Below are 20,854 nucleotides of genomic sequence, written 5' to 3' on the forward strand. Positions count from 1 at the left end.
GTGGAATCCGATTCGAATTTCGAGGCGTTCCACGCGCCGCGTGGTCACTGCGAAAGCTTGATCCATCCGCCGATCGATGGTGCTGCGGCGATGATGGTCGAGAACCAGTCGCGGGCTGCGGCGTACCCGGTTGAGATCTCTTCGCTGCGGCGATCGGCGCGCGAACAATTGTTGCGTGATGCCCGCCGCTACACTTCGGCCTATCGCGACATCGATTTCGCCGGCTCTGCCGAACAAACGATCGTGATGGCCGGTCACCAGCCGACACTGTTCCATCCCGGCGTCTGGTTCAAGAACTTCGCGCTCGATCGAGTCGGCAAAACCTCCGGCTCAGTCGCCGTCAATCTGGTCGTCGATAGCGACGTCGCGGGCCCGAGCAGTGTGCGAGTCCCGTACCTCTACGGCGACGCGGGCACGGTCGGATTCAAAGCCATCGCGTTCGACCGTCGCGGCGGCGGCGTTCCCTATGAACAATCGCTGGTCGAGGATCGCGAGCTGTTTGACGTGTTTGATCACAACGTGGCCGAGACGGTCGCCGGGATCGTCGAGAACCCGCTGATCCCAGCGCTGTGGCAGCATTCTCGCGACGCGATCAACCGCTGCGGCTACGCCGGGTGCGCACTGGCCCAAGGACGCCATCGGTTGGAAGCCGATCTTGGATTGCAGACCCTGGAGATTCCGCAAAGCGTCGTTTGTCGCGGCGATGCGTTTGCCTCGTTTGCGATGCAGATTCTCAGTGACTTGCCCCGCTTCCACGAGTGCTACAACGCAGCGACGGAGTACTATCGGGCCGCCCATGGCATTCGCAGCAAGGCCCACCCGGTGCCCAACTTGGGACGCGACGGTGAATGGCTGGAAGCCCCGTTTTGGGTCTACGGCAACCAATCGCCGAAACGACGGAGTGTCTGGGTGCGAATTTCCGCCGCCGGCTCGGTGATGGAGATCAGCGACCGCGACAAGCGACATCGAAAAATCGACGCCTCCAATCAGTCTGCAGCGGCGGACGCGTTTCTGGCGCTCGCGAGTCCCGAATTCAAGATTCGCAGCCGGGCGTTGATCACGACGATGTATGCACGCTTGGTACTCAGCGATCTGTTCCTGCACGGCATCGGCGGCGGCAAGTACGATCAGCTCGGTGACTTGATCAGTCGAGCGTTCTGGAACGTGGAACCGCCGCGTTTTATGGTGATGTCGTCGACGGTGCTGCTGCCGGGACATCAACGCTTTCCCAGCGCGGAAGTCGACGCGGAGATCCGCAAACGGAATCGGCAGCTCCGTGATTTAGACTTCCAGCCGGAACGTTACGCCGGGAGCGGCGAGATCGATCCGCAATGGATCGCCGCCAAACGGGAACTGCTGGCCGCGAGCCCCGCCAAGGGACGGCGGCGGAATTGGCACGAGCAGATTACATCGCTAAATCAGAAGATGGCGTCGCGGCTCGACCCGTTGCGAAAGACACTGGAAGCGGAAAAGGCCGAGCTGCAACAACGCCGACGCGAGGCGGCGATTTGGAACAGCCGCGAACATTCGTTCTGCATCTACCCGCTGGACTATCTGATGGAAGCCTACGAGCAGATGCTCAAACCGTAGGGCATGCTGTGCATGCCAATGGCCGCAAACCGTAGGGCATGCTGTGCATGCCAGTGGCCGCAAGCCGTAGGGCATGCTGTGCATACCAATGGTCGCAAAACGTAGGGCATGCTGTGCATGCCAATGGCCGCAAAACGTAGGGCATGCTGTGCATGCCAATGGTCGCAAACCGTAGGGCATGCTGTGCATGCCAATAGCCGCAAATCGTAGGGCATGCTGTGCATGCCAATGGCCCGAAACCAAAGGGCATGCACCGCATGCCCTTCGTCACGCTCAGCGTGACCTTCTGCGTGACCTACTGCGTGACCTACTGCTTGACCTTCACGCCGCAAGCCTGGAGGGCTTCGATGGCGGCGACTTTCTCTTTTTCGGGAATCTCGTTGCCGCCCAAGAACAATCGCAGATACGGCGCGAAGCGGTTCTCCCCAGCCTTGTCCGCTTCGCAGGCTTGGACCAACGGCGAGAGATCTTTGATCGGATTGTTGTTCAGCTGCAGAATATTGAGCGCCGGCAACTGGGCGATTGGCGCCAGGTCTTCGATGTAGTTGTTGCGCAAATCGAGTGAAGTGATCCACTTCAACCCGGCGACCGGCTCGACCGTTTTCAACTCATTGCCGGACGCATCGAGCGACCAGATTTTTGAAAGCGGCGCGATCGGATCCAACGACGCGACGCGGTTCTCGGCCAGATACAGCGTCCGCAGATTGGACATCTTTCCCAGCGGACTCAAGTCCTGGATCTCGTTCCGCGAGACATCCAAGTACTGCATCCCGGTCAGTTCCTTGATCGGATCGAGGGTCTTGATGCGGTTGCCGGCCAAGGTGACCGATTGCAGGCGTTTCAGATTGGCGATCGGGGTGAGATCCGAGATCTGGTTGTCCGCCAAGTCGATCAACATCAAGGCGTGGCAATGCTCCAGCCCCGACAGATCTTTGATCTGCTTGCCGACGCCGACGACGCGTGAGATGTTGGCGACGTCTTCTTTGGTGATCGGTTCGTCGTTGAACCGCTTGGCGAACACTTCGGCCCGCACCGCCTCTTCGAGCGCCTTGTCCTTGAAAGCGGACACGACGGGCTTGGGAGCCTCTTTCTTGGGCTCCGCCTTCTTTTCCTCTTTCTTCGCCTCAGGCTTTTTCTCGGCAGGCTTCTTTTCGTCAGCCTTCTTCTCTTCAGGCTTCTTTTCAGCCGGCTTCTTTTCTTCAGGCTTCTCTTCTGCGGGCTTTTCAGCCGGCTTCACGTCTTCAGGCTTGGCCTCGGCCGGTTTTTCCGCAGGTTTTTCGGCAGATTTTCCGGCTTCCGCGTCCTGTTTTTCGGCCTCCACTTTTTCCGCTTTCGCGGCCTCCGGCTTGTCGTCGGAGACGGCGGGCCGGACCGAAACGGCTAGAAACGCGGCGAACAGAACTGGTACAAGGAGACGCGAAGGGGCGACGAATTGTTGCATGGCAGACATCGGACGCACGTAGAATGGAATCGGAAGGGGGTAAGGTAGGAAGCCGCCATTCTAATTGGTTTGCCAAGCTTTGGTGAGTGCGGACGAAAAACGAACCACTCCCGCTTCCCGATTATTGTTTTTTCACCACGGAAACCCGCAATTTGAAACGGACGAACAAACGAATCGTCGGCTTGGGATTCTGGCTGATCACGCTGGTTTCGACAGGCGTCGCCGCGTCGCGCTGGATGCAGACGACCGAGCAAAACGACCAATCGCAACAGACGCTCGAATCGATCGCACGCTACGTCGCACGGCAGGAGACGCAGATCGTGGCCATCGATCCGACCGGGCGACTGCAGCCGGGCGATCCGGTTTTTCTGGCCGGCGAGCAGGGTGACTATCATCAGGTCGGTCGCGTTGCGTCGATCATCACCCCCGACAGCGAGCGGCCCGATGACCTTCCCGCAGAACCTCTCACCAGAGGCCGCCGCGTTTCGATCACGTGGTACAGCTGGGACGTCCCGGCCGACGAGTGCCAGCTGTTTCAGCACCACAGCACCGGGCGGTTGAGCGAGGTGGTGGAAACGCTCTTTCCGCCGGCGAAGCAGAAAGTCATTCGCGACCAGTTGTCCGCCGCGATGGCTCGTCACGGCGAGGATCTGTCACAAGCCTTCATTCCGCTGGTCGAAGACAGCTTTCGAAAATCGCTGCCGGTGATCGAAGACGAGTTCCGCCTGGCCGTCGCCCGGCACCGCGATGAACTGGACGCGGCTGCTCATCGCTGGCACGACGAGTTAGTCCAGGAGCGATTGATCCCGATGGCCCGCCGCGAAATCTTGCCGATCGTTAAGAAGCACGGGCAACCGCCGGCCGAAGAAATCGGTCGCGAGATGTGGGACCGCGCCTCCCTGTTCCGTTTCGGTTGGCGTGCGATCTACGACAAGACGCCGTTGCCGCAAAAAGACTTGGTGCGCGAAGAATGGCAGCGGTTTGTGGAAGAGGAAGCGGTTCCGGTATTGGAAAAACACATGGACGATGTCGTCGTCGCGATCCAACGCAGCGTCCGCGACATTTCGGCCAGCCCGGCGATCCGCAAGGAACTGGCCGGCGTGGCCGAGGAGATCGCGGAAGATCCCCAGAGCCGCCAATTGGTCCAAACCATCTTGAAAGAAACCTTTGTCGATAACGAACGCCTGCACAAAGTCTGGCGCGAGGTTTGGAGCAGCCCCGAAGCCGAAGCGGCCTTTGAAATCGCCGGCCAGCGTTTGGAACCGGTGATCCGCCAGATCGGTGACGAGATTTTTGGTTCCGAACAAGACGGCATCAATCCCGATTTTGCCCGCGTGCTCCGCAGCCAGATCCTGCGCAAGGACCGCCGCTGGATCGTCGCCTGGCACACCGGCGCCGGCAACGGCACCATCGAAGTCGCCCGGACCCGGATGCCCTACCCGATCGTTTATCTGGCGGCAGAACGGTAGTGCGGTGGCGACTTGCAAGCTGAGGGGCCACGGAGCGATGAAGTCGCCACTGAGCCCACCGACAGCCCGCTTGCCATCGGTGGGCATTCATTTCGACGGCTAGCCCGGTAAGATTGAGCCTATGCCCCCTGAACCCGAATCAACCGCCGACGCTGCACTGGAAGACATGCCGGTCAGTCCGCTGTGCCTGAAGGACTTGTGCGTCGTCGCGGGTGACCGTTGTTTGCTGGATCAGGTCGATGCGAGATTCCCCGAAGCCAAGATCACGGTCGTCGTCGGCGGCAGCGGCGCGGGGAAAAGCGTCTTGTTGCGGATCTTGGCGGGACTGTTGCCCCAACAGGGCGAATCGATCCGCTGGTCCGGGACGATCGGACGCAGCGAGACCGAATCGGAACGTCCCCGAGTCGGGATCGTGTTTCAACAATTCGCGCTCTTTGATGAGCTGTCCGCCACCGCGAACGTTCAATTCGCGATCGACCATCGCCCCAAACGCGGCGCCGGCAATCCGAAAAGCGAACCGGTCTCGTGGAACGCTCGACAGTGGCTGGAACATTTGGGGGTCCCGCTGAAGACCTCGGTGGCCGACCTGAGCGGCGGCCAGAAACAGCGCCTGGCGATCGCCCGCACACTTGCCGCTTCACCCGATGTCCTGCTGTATGACGAACCGACCAGCGGGCTCGATTCGGCCAGCGGACGGTTGGTCGCAGAATTGATTCGCGAAACCCAATCGACGTACCACCGAACCAGCATCGTGGTCACGCACGACTATGAGACCTTGCTGCCGATCGCTGACAAGGTGTTGTTGCTCGATCCACAACAAAAGGACCTGATCGAAATCGACCGCGATCAGTGGGGCGAAATTCCCGAACGCATGGTGCCGGTTTCCACTTTGGAAGCCGACGCGACGTCTGGCCCGGCGCAACGCAAGTCGATGATCGGGCGTGTCATCAACCCCGTGTTGGAAACGACCGGTGGCGCCGTATCGGCCGCGTTTTGGTTGCCGCTGGATCTGCTGCCGATCGTCCCACGCGTTCGTTGGGCCGTCCGATTCACGCTGCACTACTTGCGGTTGGTCGCCGGCCCATCGGCCTGGATCTATCTGATCATCGCCGGCCTGATCGTCGGATTCACGTCCACCTACTTCACGTTTCGGTTCCTGCCCTTTCGGTTGTACACCCAACCGTTGCTGATCGATGAGCTGTTGGCATCGATCGGATTCGCGCTGTACCGAGTGTTGGTACCGATCCTGGCAACCATCTTGGTCGCGGCACGCTGCGGTGCGGCGGTTTCGGCAGACGTCGGCGTCAAGCAATACGGCGGTCAAGTCGACGCGATGCGAACACTGGGCGTTGCCCCGCGCGCGTACTTGTTGCTGCCGATCGTGATTGCGTTTGTGATCGGCACTCCGATTCTGGAGTCGCTCGCGTTTTATGCCGCCCGCTTCATCAGTATGGTCGCGTTCACGGCATCTTATCCCGACGTCGGCCCTTATTTCTGGGAACAGCACTTCGGCCGTAACCTGGCCGGCGAATCCCCCTGGCTGCACGTCGGATGGAAATGGGTGCTCTTGAAGAACGTCGTCTGCGGGTTGGGAACCGCGACGATCGCCTATTATCAGGGACTAGCGCCGAAGCGTTCGGCGAGCGACGTCAGCCGATCAATCACATCGACCGTGCTATGGACAACGCTGTTCGTGCTGACCGTCCACTTTGCCGTTGCGCTGATGGAATTTTGATCGAGCTGATCGAGCAGGTGATTCGGTACAGTGTGCTCCCCGGAGGTGGCGCTGCGCCGACCTCCGGCTACTCGCTGAAATCCCTCCGGGATATTCGCTTCGCTGGCGCTCTCCGTTGACACCAAACGAATTGTTCTTGTTAGCGGTAGCCCGCGAGTGAGTTACACTGGAACTGGTCCCGATCCGCCCTCCCCAAGTCCCCGCACGCCATGCTTTGCCGCACACGTTTCCTCTCGCTTGTTGTCGCACTCCTTGCCGTCACCATCACGACTCGTGCGTGGTGTCAGTCGGCTCGCCCGAATGTGATTGTCGTGTTGGCCGATGACCAGGGCTGGGGCGATTTGAGTCTGCACGGCAACCCGAATCTGTCGACGCCACATATCGATTCGATCGCGAGGCAGGGCGCTCAGGTCGAAAACTTTTATGTCTGCGCGGTTTGCTCACCGACGCGCGCCGAATTTCTGACCGGTCGTTACCACACTCGCATGGGCGTCTACAGCACGTCCGCCGGCGGCGAACGATTTGACGCCGGCGAACAAACCATCGCCGAGGTCTTTCGCGACGCCGGTTACGCCACCGCGGCCTACGGAAAATGGCACAGTGGGATGCAGTGGCCGTACCATCCCAACGCGCGGGGCTTTGACGATTACTACGGATTCTGCAGCGGGCACTGGGGCAACTACTTCGACCCGATGCTGGAACACAACGGTCGGATCGTCCAAGGCAAAGGGTTCATCGTCGACGACTTGACCGATCACGCGATGGACTTCGTCAGCCGATCCGGCGACCAGCCTTTCTTTGTCTACTTGGCGCTCAACACGCCGCACTCGCCGATGCAAGTGCCACAGAAGTACTGGGACAAGTTCGCGGACAAGACCATGGTTCCTGATCCGGAACCGGAAAACAGCCGACGACAAAACATCCCGCACACGCGGGCGGCGATGGCGATGTGCGAAAACATCGATGACAACGTCGGCCGATTGCTGGAGCATCTTAAGACGACCGGGAAAGACCAGGACACGATCGTGGTTTACTTCAGCGACAACGGCCCCAACGGAGCACGGTTCAACGGAGGGTTGCGCGGACGCAAGGGATCCACCCACGAAGGCGGGCTGCGATCTCCCTGCGTGATCCGCTATCCCCAAAAGATCAAACCCGGAACGGTCGTCCGATCAATCAGCGGCGCGATCGATTTGCTGCCCACACTGGCGGATTTCGCCGGCATCGATTGGCAATCCAAACAACTCGATGAAAAACCACTCGACGGCGTTTCCATCGCCGGCGAACTCTCCGGTGCCGGCCCCGACCCGAGCCAACGCGACCGCGTGATCTTTAGCCGCTGGCGCAACGGCGCAACGGCCAGGACACAGCAGTACCGGATGCAGGACAACGGCGAATTGTATGACATCGTTGCCGACCGCCGCGAGAAAACGAATCTGGCCGGGCAACAGCCCGAGGTCGCCAAACGACTGGGCGCGGCGATCGAATCGTGGAAACAGAGCTATGCCGATGCGATGGTCGAAGGCACCCGGCCGTTCCCGCTGGGGCATCCCGAGGCCGAGTGGACGCAACTGCCCGCCCGCGATGCCACGTTCAGCGGAGCGATCCGCCGCAGCAATCGATTCCCCAATTGCACGTACCTGTTGAACTGGACGGACACCGAGAGTGAAATCCACTGGGACGTCGACGTGCTCGGCAGCGGGCGCTACGAGGTTCAGATGTATTACGCCTGCCCGCGGCAAGACGTGGGGGCGACGATCGAGCTGTCGCTCGGAGACGCGGCGCTGTCGGCCAAGATCGAGACGGCGGTGGAAAGCCCGCTGGTCGGTGCCGAGGAAGACCGGGTGCCGCGGCAGGAAGGTTACGTGCGGCGGTGGCAGCCGATGACGCTGGGGACGATCGAATTGAGTCCCGGTCGAAAAACGCTGCGTTTGAAAGCCAGCGAGATTCCCGGCGGGCAAGTCGCCGAGATGCGATTGCTGATGTTCCGCAAGCTCCAATAGCAGAATTCACCGCACCGACAGCGTACTGCTGATCTGCGACAAACGGGCTACAATCCGCGGCATGAATCAACCCGGTCACCCCCTGTCGCGCCCCTTGCCCGGTCAACGGGCCGCCAAACACCGACACATCTCTCAGTGCGTGATCAGCTTCGGCAGCAATCTTGGCGACCGTCGCGACTTGATCGCTTCGGCGGCACAACGGGTTGCGGCGTGCGATCTGATCCTTGACGGCGACGCGCTGCAGACGAGTCGGCTGTTCGAAACGCCGCCGATCGGAGGCCCGGGGGGACAGGAACCCTTTCTCAATGCGATCGGCGTGTTCCAAACCGAAGCCCCGGCGCGGGCGGTGCTGGGACTGCTGCAAGAACTCGAACAGGCACTCGGCCGTGAGCGGCGACAGCGCTGGGACGCGCGTTCGATCGACTTGGACGTCGTCCTGCATGGGAACCTGGTCGGCGGGACGACTGGCTTGGTCGTGCCCCATCCACGCTACACCGCGCGGCAATTTGTGCTGCAACCGGCCTGCGATGTGGCGGCCCATTTCCGCGATCCGCGATTCGGCTGGTCGTTGCAAGAGATCTCCGATCACTTATCCGCGGCAGCACCCTCGCTGGCGTTGGTGACCGGTCGCCAAGAAACGCGTGACTTGTTGTGCCGACGCTTGGCCGACGAGCATGGGGTGATGGTTTACACCAGTGAGACGGCCAAGCTTTCGGCGATCGACGACGACTCAAACAAAGACACCGCGAATGGCGACGAGGATTGTCGCTGGGTCTCCAGCTTTCTGCCCAAGTTGCCTAGTCGGAGTAAATTACTCGACGAGACCAGCCGATCCACGATGTCAGGAGAGGCGGCGCACGGGTTGCCACGTCTACTGGTTCGCATTCAAAAGACGAGCAGCGAGAACGGCTGGCCGGCGCCACACCAAATGTGGCCGGGCGGTTGGCAATGGCCTGAATACCGTCTTGAAATCGACGACTTAGACTGGGCGGTGTCGGAGCTCGCTTCGGCGCTCGATTCGATGCGCTGTTCGGCTCGACCGGTGACTGCGGACGGTCACTGGTGGTGAAAACAGGCGTCTGTGCGCCTGGTGCGACGATGCGCCTCACGCTGTTCGGCAAAAACTTCGCGGCACAATGTCGCTCGCTTGTCGGGTGGCCTTGCCAATTTGCTAGTGGCCGACCGATACTTCCGCTCCGAACTGTCTTCCGTTCTTTTCTGCACCAACGCGTCCGGATTTGACCCGGCCGATGATCATGCAACGTTTTTTGTTTCCACGCTGGTCCAACCCGTTTTTGCTGGTTTTAGGCGCTGCTTTGGGCGGCGGTGGTTTATTTGCCGCTGCTGTTGGAGGCTTGGTGACCGATCCGGTGACCTTGAACATTGGCTACGAACCGGAGCAGCCGGTTCCGTTTAGCCATGCAATTCACGCCGGCCAACTGAAATTGGACTGTCGCTATTGCCACAACACGGTTTTTGACGCCGCCCACGCCGCGGTCCCCCCGACGGCGACCTGCATCAACTGCCACAGCCCGGCCAACGACCAGGGTCAATCGGCATTGGCGGCCGTGCGAGCGGACAGCGTGAATCTGAAACCGATTCACGAGAGCTGGAAAACGGGCAAGAGCATGCAGTGGAAACGCGTCCACAACCTGCCCGAATACGTCTACTTCAATCACGCCGCACACGTGAACTCCGGCGTCAGTTGCGTCAGTTGCCACGGGCGGATCGATCAAATGGAAGTCGTCTACCAGCACGAGCAGCTTTCCATGGCGTGGTGCATCCAGTGCCACGAAAACCCGAACGAGCACCTGCGGCCGAAAGAGTTTGTCACCAAGCTTGACTGGGAACCGCCGGCGGACTGGGACCAGGAAGCGTTTGCCAAACAGCAGCGTGCCGAGCACAACATCCATCCCCAGCGTCACTGTGCCGTTTGTCACCGATAGTGCCGATCCTTTCCGCTTGACCGTCCGCGCCAGTAAACACCGTTTACGAACGATCCATCCGAACGAATATGACTCACAACGAATCCAACGCGAAAAGCAACGCCCCGACTTACTGGCGTAGTATTTCGGAACTGCACGGCAGCGAGGAATTCCAGAACAATTATCTGCATCGCGAGTTCCCGGTCGCCGCTTCGGAGTTCCCCGAAGGCGTCTCGCGGCGTCGCTGGATGCAATTGATGGGCGCCTCGCTGGCGATGGCCGGCGTTTCGGGATGCCGTTATCCCGAAGAAATCATCGCCCCGTTCGTGATCCGCCCCGAAGGCCGTGTGCCCGGCGAGTTTTACGAGCGTGCGACGAACTTTGAGCTTGCCGGATCGGTCCATAACTTGCTGGTCCGTTGCTTTGACGGTCGCCCGCAGCACATCGAACCGAACAAGAGCCACCCGTCGGCGGCCGGCACCAACGCCTACGTCCAGGCGTCGATCTTGTCGCTGTATGACCCCGATCGCTCGCGTGGCGACGACGGCCCGGTCTTGATGCGTGGCGGCGAGCGGAAGCAGGAATCGCAATGGGACGATTTCTTGCCGGTAGGACGCGCGGCGATTCAAAAAGCCGCCAGCAACGACAACGGAAAAGGCTTCGCCGTGCTGATGTCGCCGACCAGTTCGCCGACGACCGTGCGGATGCTCGGCAAACTGAAAGAAAAACTGCCGGCGGCGACGATCGCCCAATTCGACGGCGTCCATGACGGCGTCATGCGAAAAGCGACCAAGCAAATGCTTGGCACCGAATCCAACCAAGTGCTCGATCTGAGCGAAGCCAAGGTCATCTTCTCGCTCGGTGCCGATTTCCTCGGCAACGACCCCGGTTCGCTGGCCGCCGCCCGAACGTTTGCCGAGCGGCGTGACCCGATCGCCGGCGAAATGAGTCGCTTGTACATGGTCGAAGGCGGCTACACGACGACGGGAACCATGGCCGATACGCGTCTGGCGATTCGCCCGAGCCAAATGCCGGCATTCCTGGCCGCGTTGGATCGCATGGTCGAGGCGCTCAAGAACGGCGAGACGCACAATCACGACGGCAAAGAGCTGGCGTTCAATGATCCGGAAATCACCGCCGCGGAACGCCAATCGCGATTCCTGGATTGCCTGGCCCACGACATCGTCGAAGCCGGCGAAGATGCAGTCGTCGTTGTCGGCCCCTCGCTCGGGCCCGATCTGGTCGCGGCCGGAATCGCAATGAACCAGAAACTCGGCTCGCTGGGCAAAGCCCAATCCTTCACGCCCTGCGTGGACGAGAGCCTGGAGCGAAAATCACTGGCCGACCTGGTCGCTGCGGTCAACAAGGGCGACATCGAGTCGTTGCTGATTCTGGGCGACAACCCCGTCTTCACCTCGCCCAGTGACATCGACGTCGCGGGCATGATCGAAAAGGTGCGACAAGACGGGAAAGTGTTCTACCTGGGCGAATATGACGACGAAACCGCCGTCTTGTGCGATTGGTCACTGCCGCTGGCACATCCGCTGGAATCCTGGAGCGACTGCATCAACGACGACGGACTGTACGGCGTCTGCCAGCCACAGATTCTGCCGCTGATGGGCGGACGCACGGTCGCCGAAGTCCTGGCGCTGATGATGGAAGAGGACGTCGTCGACCCGATGCTGATCGTGCGTCAAACCGCTGACCAGATCGCTGGAGAAACGCTCAGCGAAGGAAAGTGGCGAAAGCTGCTCCATGACGGTTACGCCGACGACATCAAAACGGCCGCCCGCACCGCCGACGTGACCGGCACCGCACCGGAACTGCCGAGCAACGACCCCGAAGTCGCGTCGCCCAAGACCATCGACCAAGACAACATCGAAGTGGTCTTCACCCCCGCCGACGGCCTGTACGACGGGCGGTTCGCCAACAACGGCTGGCTGCAGGAACTGCCGCAGTCGATCACCAAGGTCACTTGGGGCAACGCCGCGATGATGAGCCCCGCGACCGCCAAGGCGCTGGGCTTGCACCACGGGCTGTACATCACCCTTCGCAAGGGCGGCAGCAAGATCGAATTGCCGGTCTTCGAAACACCTGGTGTGGCTCCCGGCGTCGTGATGACCTCGATCGGATACGGTCGCTCGCGAGTCGGCAAGGTCGGTGGCTTCATCGCCGAAGGCCTCGAGGCGGTCGGATTTGACGTCTCGCCGCTGCGGACCAGCGATCAAATGCTGGTCGCCTACCAAGTCGAAGGACGCCCGAACTACAACGAATTCGACTTCGCCACGACGCAGAATCACTGGGCGATCGATGACATCGGACGCAAAGAAACCGAGCGTCGCAGTTACAACCTGGTTCGCGAAGGCACCACCAAGTTGCTCGAAGACGTGCCCACGTTTGCCACCGAGCAACCCAAATCGCCGCACGTGCCCAAGGTCGGCAAGTACGGTTCGCTGGGCACCGAACCGATGCAAGAGATCCAAGCCGATCCGGCCAAGGATTATCTGCCGCAGTGGGGCATGTCGATCGATTTGACCAAGTGCACCGGGTGCAACGCCTGTGTCGTCGCTTGCCAAAGCGAAAACAACATCCCGATCGTCGGTGCCGAACAGGTCCGAAACAGCCGCGAAATGCACTGGCTGCGAATCGACCGCTATTTCCAAGGCAATGCCGAAGACGCCCAGATCGTTCACATGCCGGTCGCCTGTGTGCACTGCGAAACGGCTCCTTGCGAACAGGTTTGCCCGGTTGCCGCGACAGTGCACACCGACGAGGGCATCAACGCGATGGCCTACAACCGCTGTATCGGAACGCGGTACTGTGCCAACAACTGCCCGTTGAAAGTCCGTCGATTCAACTACTTCAATTACAACGAAGAGGTCGGTGTCGGCTATGGGGTCAAGGCGTTCCCCGGTGCGATCGAATCGGCCAACCGAAAACTGCAAGCCCTGGTGCTCAACCCCGACGTCACCGTGCGTGGCCGCGGTGTGATGGAAAAGTGCACCTACTGCGTCCAGCGCGTGGAAAAGGCCAAGATCGAAGCTCGCAAGGACGGCGGCCGCCAGATCCAAGACGGCGATGTCATCACCGCCTGCCAGGCCGCCTGCGGAACCAACGCCATTGAGTTCGGCAACATCGCCAACCCCGACTCGATCGTGGCCAAAAAACGCAAGGATGTGCGAGCCTACGGCGTGCTGGAGCAACTCAACATCAAACCGCGGACGGAGTACTTGGCCCGGGTGCGAAACCCCCACCCGCGGCTGATGACCACCCAGCAGCTGGAAGACCTGGCAACGATCACTTCGCATCACGGCCACGACGACCATGACGATCACGGTGATCATGAAGCCCACGGCGACGATCATGCCGGCGAACACAAAGAAGCCGAGCACAAAAAAGAAAAGGCTAACTGACGTCAGTTCGCTGACAGAGAGTTTGCTGAATTGATTCGGCGAACGACAAACTGCACGCGGTGCCGCAGGCCCGCATCGACCAAGCCAAACAAACCGATTCCACTTTCTAGCTAACACTGACCATGTCACTTGCCATTCCAAACGGATTGGATAACACCGTCGAACGTCCAGGTGAGCGAGCTCCGCTGGTCCTTGGCGAAACGACGTACCACGACATCACCGAAGCGGTTTGCAAAGTTGCCGAACGCCCACCGAGCAAGGGTTGGATCGGCGGCTTCCTGGTTGCGTTTGCGTTGCTGCAGATGCTCGGATTGCTGATCGTGTATCTGATCTACACCGGGGTCGGAGTTTGGGGCAACCGGGCACCGATTTTCTGGGGTTGGCCGATTGTGAACTTCGTGTTCTGGGTCGGGATCGGTCACGCGGGAACGCTGATTAGTGCGATTTTGTTTCTGTTCCGTCAGGAATGGCGGACCAGCATCAACCGTGCGGCCGAGGCGATGACGATTTTTGCGGTCGCCTGTGCGGGGACGTTCCCGGGGATTCACGTCGGCCGTGCCTGGTTGGCATTCTGGTTGGCACCCTACCCCAGTTTGAATCTTTGGATGTGGCCTCAATTCCGCAGCCCGCTGTTGTGGGACGTGTTCGCCGTTTCCACCTACGGCACGGTGTCGCTGTTGTTCTGGTACATGGGGATGGTTCCGGATTTGGCCACGTTCCGCGACCGATCCAAGAACAAGTACCGCCGGATGGCCTATGGGATTTTGTGCCTGGGCTGGAGCGGGTCGTCGCGTCACTGGATGCGTTATGAAAAGGCGTACGCGATCCTGGCCGCGCTGGCCGCACCGCTGGTTTTGTCGGTCCATACGATCGTTTCGTTCGACTTCGCGGTCTCGCAGGTGCCCGGTTGGCACACCACGATTTTCCCGCCGTACTTCGTCGCCGGGGCAATCTTCAGCGGGTTTGCGATGGTGCTGACGCTGATGGTGCCGGCGCGAAAGATGTTGAACCTGGAAAAACTGATCACGATCCGGCACTTGGAAAACATGTGCAAGATCATTTTGGCGACCGGCTCGATCGTCGGTCTGGCCTATGGAACGGAATTCTTCATCGCCTGGTATGGCCAAGTGCCCGCGGAACAATTTGCGTTCCTCAATCGAGCCTTCGGGCCGTACGCCTGGGCCTACTGGACGATGGTTTCGTGTAACGTCATCAGCCCGCAAATCTTCTGGTTCAAGAAAGCTCGCACGACGCCCTGGATCATCGTCGTCGTGTCGATCTTCGTGAACATCGGCATGTGGTTCGAACGGTTTGTGATTGTCATCAGCAGTTTGTCACGGGACTATCTGCCGAGTGCCTGGGCCTACTTCACGCCGACTTGGGTCGACTGGGGCATGCTGATCGGATCCTTCGGATTGTTCTTCACGTTGTTCTTGCTGTTCTGCCGCACCTTGCCGGTGATCAACATGGCAGAAGTCAAGGCGACGTTGGCCAAGCAGGAGCACATGGCTCACCTGCACGGCCATGGTGAAGAAGCTGCGGAAGGTCACTGAGAAACTGAATCATTCATTCTTTTAAGCATTTACGATCTGTTTCGATGGATCAGAAAACTATGTCGGAAACGAAAATAGAAACGACCGTTCACGGAATGATGGCCGAATTCACAACGGTCGATTCATTGCTGAGCGCCTGTCGCAGGATTCGCGATGCCGGTTACACCAAAACCGACGCCTACACGCCGTTCCCGGTTCACGGGATCGACAAGGCACTGGGCATCAAACCGACCGCGCTGCCGTGGATCTGTCTGATCGCCGGTGCAACGGGTACTTGCATCGCATTGGTGATGCAGATCTGGATGAACAGTATCGATTACAAATACATCATTTCCGGCAAGCCTTACATCTCGTTGCCCGCGTTCATCCCCGTGGCATTCGAGTTGACGATCTTGCTGGCGTCCTTCGGCGCGTTCTTCGGCATGTGGGCACTCAACGGTTTGCCGAAGTTCAGCAACCCGATGTTCACCGACCCGCGATTCGACCGCGCGACCGATGACCGTTTCTTCCTCTACGTCGATGCCAGCGACGAACGCTACGACGCCAACGGAGTGCGGAATCTACTGGCCGACACCGGCAGCGATTACATCAACGAGGTGGTCGAAGACGATTCACCCAAAGAAGTGCCCAAGCCGGTGTTCTTGATTTGGGGATTGGCCGTCGCCGCGTCGCTGGTGCCGTTGATCTGCATCTTGACCATGCGGGTGACCAACAGCTCCAAGCCGCGATTCCACGTCTTTTTTGATATGGATTTCTCGCCCGCCAAAGACGCTCAACAGGTGACCAGCCTGTTCGCCGACAACCGTTCGATGCGTTCGGATGTCCCCGGCACCGTCGCCCGCGGGCAGATGGAAGAGTCGCTCGACATGCTGACCGGAATCGATGTCGAAGCCTTGACGATGTCCGATCCGCCGCGAGTGCAGCGATTGGTCCGGGCCTACATGCTGGCCGACGACGAAGCCAAGGCGGAAGAAAAGGAAGCGGTCGAAGCAGCCGAAGCGGCACCGGCCAGCGTGATGGACACCACGCCCTGGGTGGAGAAAAACCCGCTGACCGTCGACGCCGAACTGCTGGCCCAAGGCCAACAACAGTTCGCGATCTACTGCAGCGTTTGTCACGGGATGGATGGCTATGGAAACGGCCTGGTCAACCAGCGTGCCCAATCGATCAATGCCCCAACCTGGGTCCCGCCGGCATCGATGCACCAGGAAACCCTGTACGCGGACAAGTATCCCGACGGCAAACTGTTTTCAACGATCAGCAACGGGATTCGCAAGATGCCCGGCTATGCGGGCCAGATCAAGCTGAAGGATCGCTGGGCGATCGTCGCTTACGTGCGAGCGTTGCAGAAGAGCCAGAACGCCTCGATGGACCTGGTGCCGGAATCCGAAAAGGCCGCCGTGGAAGCAGCGGTCGCAGACGCGAAAGCCGAATTGAAGCGTCAAGCCGAAGAAGCGGAGAAGGCTGCGGCCGCTCGCAAACAAACTCAATCCTAACGACTCGGCGTTGCGGCCGCTTGCGGTCACGCCGATCACGAAATTCCCATATCACTCGACCACGCGGTCACCACCGTCACCGCACTTTACGACAACCGATTTGACCATGTCAGAACACGCCGCTCCCGCTGTCAAACCGGCCGATGACCCGGCCTTCCAGCTGCCTGCATCACTTCGCGGCTTGCAGATGCCGCTGCTCGGCGGTGGCCTCGTCGCCCTGCTGATCGGCATGGGCATGGCATTCGCCGTCAGCGATGCTGACATGCCGCGGTTCGGGATGTCCGCCTACCTGACGGCGTTCCTGTACGTCCTGACGATCGTGCTGGGTTGCCTGTTCTTCGTCTTGATCCAACACCTGGTCCGAGCCGGCTGGAGTGTCGTCGTCCGCCGGGTCGCCGAGTGCATGATGATCATGATCGTGCCGATGGCGTTCCTGTTCTTGCCGATCCTGTTTTCGGTCTTCAGCGAAGGCGCCTTGTTCGTCTGGACCGATCCGGAGTTCGCCTCCAAGCTGCATCTGGACGACAAGATGTGGGAGAACAAGAAACTGTTTCTCAACGCTCCGTTCTTCGTGATCCGCGCCTTGATTTACTTCGGCATCTGGGGCGCCCTGGCGGTTTATTACTGGCGTGGCAGCGTGAACCAGGACGAAACGGGCGAGCGAGCAGCGACCGACCGCATGCAATACTGGTCCGGGCCCGCGGTGATGGCATTTTCGCTTTCACTGACGTTTGCCGCCTTCGATTGGGGCATGAGCCTGGCACCGATGTGGTTCTCGACCATGTTCGGCGTTTACATCTTCGCCGGCGGTATCTTGGCGGCACATTGCGTGATCACGCTGCTGACGTATCTGCTGCAACGTGCCGGGGCGTTGAAGGAAGAAGTCACGCCGGAGCATTACCATGACTTGGGCAAGTACATCTTCGGGTTCATCGTGTTTTGGACCTACATCTCGTTCAGCCAATACATGCTGATTTGGTACGGCAACATTCCCGAAGAGACCGAATGGTTCTACAGCCGTCAGGATGGCGGATTCGGATACCTGTCGATCGGATTGATCATTTTCCACTGGTTGATTCCGTTCTTCGGCACGATGAGTCGTCACGTGCGTCGTCGTCCCGGGATGATGGCGTTTTGGGCGGCCTACATCCTGGTCGTGCACTTCATCGATATCTACTGGATCGTGATGCCAGAAGCTCGCGTGGTCGAGACCCACACCGTGCCCGGATTCGGCGGCCCGCTGGGCATTTTGGCCAGTCTGCTGTGTGTCGTCGGCATGTCGACACTGGTGATCGGGTTGGTGCTCCGCGTGGCGGGGGGCAATCGTGTGGTTCCCGTTCGCGATCCACGGCTGCGTGAATCGATCATTTTCGAAAATATTTAGCGTTTCCGGGGGACACCACGTCGCACGTCCCTGTTTTTTAGCACTCCAGACTCCCTCCGCTCGATAAACTTCGAAGTAGAGCCATGGCAAAATACGACGATCTGAACACCAGACAGATTTTCATCATCGGAATTGCTTCCGTCGTTGTGACGGCGGTGACCATTTTAGCGGTTCAGTACGTGTACTTCCTGCTCGTCGATGCTCACAAAGAGACCCTCCAGGCTCAGAGCAGCTACAAGCGGCAGAACGCAGTTTTGAACGACCAAGTTGGCTCGATTTCCAAGTACGGGGCGGACCCGTTGACCGGAAACGTCACCATTCCGATTTCCAAAGCGATGGAATTGGTGGCACAGGAAAGCCAATCGGAATCCGACAACCACTCAGACAATGCTGAAACCAAAGACGCAACCTGAACCGCGGACACCATCGAGCAACGGGGGCATCGTGTGGCTTGCCGCAGTCGCTGCGCTGACGTTGTTCGCGGCACTTTTTCCACGGACCGAGTCTCTGGCTCAGGATGCGGTCCGACTCGGCGCGAAAGTCGACCTGAACGACAACCTGCCTCCCGAAGCACGGGGGATCACGGTCGTTCAAAATCTGGGTGATGTGATTCCGACCAACTTGCCGCTGACGGATTCCGAAGACAACGCGATCAAAACCGGATACATCTTCAACGGAAACCTGCCCACGATCGTCACGCTCAACTACAGCGATTGTCCGATGCTGTGCAGCGTTCAGTTGAACAAGCTGACCGAATCGCTGAACCAGTTGGACCTACAGCTGAACAAAGACTTCAAGATATTGACCGTCAGTATCGACCCCAACGAAACCAGTCGACGCGCGGCGGAAACGAAAGAAAAATACGTGTCGGTGTTGTCCAATCAACCCGGCGCGGAGCAGGGTTGGACGTTCGCGACGGCGAAGCAACCGATCATCACCAAGTTGGCCGAGACGCTGGGTTTCCAATACCGATACGACGCGGCCAACAAACAATACAACCACCCGGCAATGCTGGCATTTGTTTCGCCCACGGGAGTGATCACGCGGTATTCGCTGTCGATCGACTTTCCGCCGGAGCAATTGAAGTTGGCGTTGGTCGAGGCGGGCGAAGGAACCGTGGGCAACGCGGTCGACCAATTCATTTTGTGGTGTTACAGCTACGACCCGGATTCCAATTCCTACACCCCGCACGCCTGGCGAATCATGCGGTTGTGCGGACTGGGGTTCATCGGTGTCTTGCTGACGGCATTGGTTCCCTACTGGGTCGGTCGCAAGGGGAATCCCGCGGCGCGGCTCGAGGCTGATTTTGTGCCGACGTTCCCCGGCAATGAATCACCCAGCGATGGGCAAGCCCCGTCGCAGAACGAGTAACAAGATAGGCAGGGACTGCTCACCGGGCAGTCGTTTTTACGAATCGATTTTTCCAATTCAATGACACAAATAGCCCCCGCGATGATGTCTCTGTTAGGCGATTACACCAGCAGCAAGCTCTCGGTTTTCCCCAAATCCGCGTCGTCCTTTTCGGGCGAGTCCGATTGGGTGTTCCACTTCATCAGCATCGTCTGTGTCATTTTCTTCATCCCGATCGCTGTCGCCCTGTTCGGCTTTGCGTGGAAGTACCGCAAAGCCAAAGGGCAACCGGCGGACAGCCAAGTCGACCACAACACCACTTTGGAATTGGTCTGGTCCATCGGGCCGTCGTTTCTGCTGGTGGTGATGTTCTACTTCGGCGCCCGCGGCTTCCTCGACATGCGATCGATCCCCGAGGGGGCCTACAACGTCGGCGTGGACGCTTACAAATGGGGCTGGGGGATGAACTATGGAAACGGCGTGATTCACCCCGAACTGCACGTCGTCGCCGGTGAACCGACCAAGTTGACGATGACCAGCAAAGACGTCATCCACAGCCTGTACATCCCCTCGTTCCGAGTGAAAAAGGACATCGTGCCCGGCCGCTACAACTACATCTGGTTCAAGGCGATGGAGCCGAGCGAGAAGGTGATGACCGACGAGGAGTGCAAACAACTCGCCGACAAGGACAAAGAAGATAACCTGTCCTGGGATTACGACGCACGCCAGTGCACCCCCGACGGCTACAACTTCTACGACCTGTACTGTGCCGAATATTGCGGGACCAACCACTCGGAGATGCAAACCGTCGTGGTCGTCCATGAAACCCAAGAAGAGCTGGACGCCTGGATCAAAAAATACAGCTCCCGCGGCGATGAACCACCGGCGGCTTACGGTGCCAAATTGTACGAGCGTCGCGGATGCAAGAGCTGTCACTCGATCGACGGCTCGCGATTGGTCGGCCCGTCCTACAAGGGCAGCTATGGCACGATGCGAAACATTGTCGGTGGCGACCAGGTCAAGGTGGATGAAAACTACATCCGCGAATCGATTTTGAATCCGAAGGCGAAAGTGGCCATCGAGCAAGGCGTTGCCTACCAGCCGGTAATGCCCAGCTACAAGGGGCAACTGTCCGAGGACGACATTTACAGTTTGATCGAATTCATCAAGAGCTTGGGCGATCCGTCGGCGACGGAACCGGAAGCGCCGGCGGACGCCGAACCCGTGTCGGTCGAATGAGCAAACGGCGGTCACGCCAAGACAGAATCAAGAAGAAGCCGGAGTGATCTCCGCATTTTGACTCCCGAACCGTCGGGAATTTTGGGACAATCACAACGGTGATTGACCTTGAAACCAATACCAACCCATTTGTGAATAAACGAGATAACGTTCATTAACAGGCCGTGCCGTAAGGTCGGGCTTCGATCGGATCGCCGGGATCGCATCTCGCGGATGCCGAAGCCGGTCACCAGCTCTGGTCGAATGAAGTTTCCAT

The 20,854-nt window shown here is 59.4% G+C and carries 14 protein-coding genes; 13 read left to right on the plus strand and 1 reads right to left on the minus strand.

Annotated elements, in window-relative coordinates; translation table 11 throughout:
* Nucleotides 1-1,590, plus strand: coding sequence for a hypothetical protein (locus tag TBK1r_RS09920; RefSeq protein WP_145209571.1), 1,590 nt, complete (start codon nt 1-3; stop codon nt 1,588-1,590).
* Nucleotides 1,591-1,897: 307 nt separating this feature from the next.
* Here the strand turns inward: TBK1r_RS09920 and TBK1r_RS09925 are convergent, their stop codons facing one another.
* Nucleotides 1,898-3,040: a leucine-rich repeat domain-containing protein gene (locus TBK1r_RS09925; protein WP_419581184.1), complete on the minus strand. Its 1,143-nt coding sequence runs from the start codon at nt 3,038-3,040 to the stop codon at nt 1,898-1,900.
* A gap of 143 nt (nt 3,041-3,183) precedes the next feature.
* Here TBK1r_RS09925 and TBK1r_RS09930 point away from each other — a divergent pair, with 143 nt between their 5' ends.
* The 12 genes from TBK1r_RS09930 (at nt 3,184) to TBK1r_RS09985 (ending at nt 20,598) form a co-directional block, all read left to right on the plus strand.
* A complete protein-coding gene (locus tag TBK1r_RS09930; protein ID WP_145209574.1) occupies nt 3,184-4,500 on the plus strand; it encodes a hypothetical protein in 1,317 nt (438 codons plus the stop codon).
* 121 nt (nt 4,501-4,621) lie between these two features.
* Nucleotides 4,622-6,235, plus strand: coding sequence for an ABC transporter permease (locus tag TBK1r_RS09935; RefSeq protein ID WP_419581185.1), 1,614 nt, complete (start codon nt 4,622-4,624; stop codon nt 6,233-6,235).
* 209 nt (nt 6,236-6,444) lie between these two features.
* Nucleotides 6,445-8,238: an arylsulfatase gene (locus TBK1r_RS09940; protein ID WP_145209577.1), complete on the plus strand. Its 1,794-nt coding sequence runs from the start codon at nt 6,445-6,447 to the stop codon at nt 8,236-8,238.
* Between the two features lie 61 nt (nt 8,239-8,299).
* Nucleotides 8,300-9,307: a 2-amino-4-hydroxy-6-hydroxymethyldihydropteridine diphosphokinase gene (gene folK, locus TBK1r_RS09945; protein WP_145209580.1), complete on the plus strand. Its 1,008-nt coding sequence runs from the start codon at nt 8,300-8,302 to the stop codon at nt 9,305-9,307.
* A gap of 187 nt (nt 9,308-9,494) precedes the next feature.
* A complete protein-coding gene (locus tag TBK1r_RS09950) occupies nt 9,495-10,184 on the plus strand; it encodes a cytochrome c3 family protein (RefSeq protein WP_145209583.1) in 690 nt (229 codons plus the stop codon).
* Nucleotides 10,185-10,252: 68 nt separating this feature from the next.
* Nucleotides 10,253-13,576: a TAT-variant-translocated molybdopterin oxidoreductase gene (locus TBK1r_RS09955; protein ID WP_145209586.1), complete on the plus strand. Its 3,324-nt coding sequence runs from the start codon at nt 10,253-10,255 to the stop codon at nt 13,574-13,576.
* Nucleotides 13,577-13,698: 122 nt separating this feature from the next.
* Nucleotides 13,699-15,129 carry an NrfD/PsrC family molybdoenzyme membrane anchor subunit gene (gene nrfD, locus TBK1r_RS09960; RefSeq protein ID WP_095737555.1) on the plus strand — a complete coding sequence of 477 codons (1,431 nt, stop codon included), beginning with the start codon at nt 13,699-13,701 and terminating at the stop codon, nt 15,127-15,129.
* 44 nt (nt 15,130-15,173) lie between these two features.
* Nucleotides 15,174-16,625 (plus strand): quinol:electron acceptor oxidoreductase subunit ActD, encoded by a 1,452-nt coding sequence (locus TBK1r_RS09965; protein WP_419581186.1) that lies wholly within the window; start codon nt 15,174-15,176, stop codon nt 16,623-16,625.
* 106 nt (nt 16,626-16,731) lie between these two features.
* Nucleotides 16,732-18,009 (plus strand): hypothetical protein, encoded by a 1,278-nt coding sequence (locus TBK1r_RS09970; RefSeq protein WP_145209589.1) that lies wholly within the window; start codon nt 16,732-16,734, stop codon nt 18,007-18,009.
* 83 nt (nt 18,010-18,092) lie between these two features.
* Nucleotides 18,093-18,422 carry a hypothetical protein gene (locus tag TBK1r_RS09975; protein ID WP_145209592.1) on the plus strand — a complete coding sequence of 110 codons (330 nt, stop codon included), beginning with the start codon at nt 18,093-18,095 and terminating at the stop codon, nt 18,420-18,422.
* A complete protein-coding gene (locus TBK1r_RS09980; RefSeq protein WP_145209595.1) occupies nt 18,397-19,380 on the plus strand; it encodes an SCO family protein in 984 nt (327 codons plus the stop codon). Before TBK1r_RS09975 ends, TBK1r_RS09980 begins: the two co-directional genes overlap by 26 nt.
* A gap of 81 nt (nt 19,381-19,461) precedes the next feature.
* Nucleotides 19,462-20,598 carry a cytochrome c oxidase subunit II gene (locus TBK1r_RS09985; RefSeq protein ID WP_419581187.1) on the plus strand — a complete coding sequence of 379 codons (1,137 nt, stop codon included), beginning with the start codon at nt 19,462-19,464 and terminating at the stop codon, nt 20,596-20,598.
* Nucleotides 20,599-20,854 lie beyond the last annotated feature (256 nt).

It is taken from the genome of Stieleria magnilauensis (assembly GCA_007753675.1).
In the GTDB taxonomy this organism is placed as follows: domain Bacteria; phylum Planctomycetota; class Planctomycetia; order Pirellulales; family Pirellulaceae; genus Stieleria; species Stieleria magnilauensis.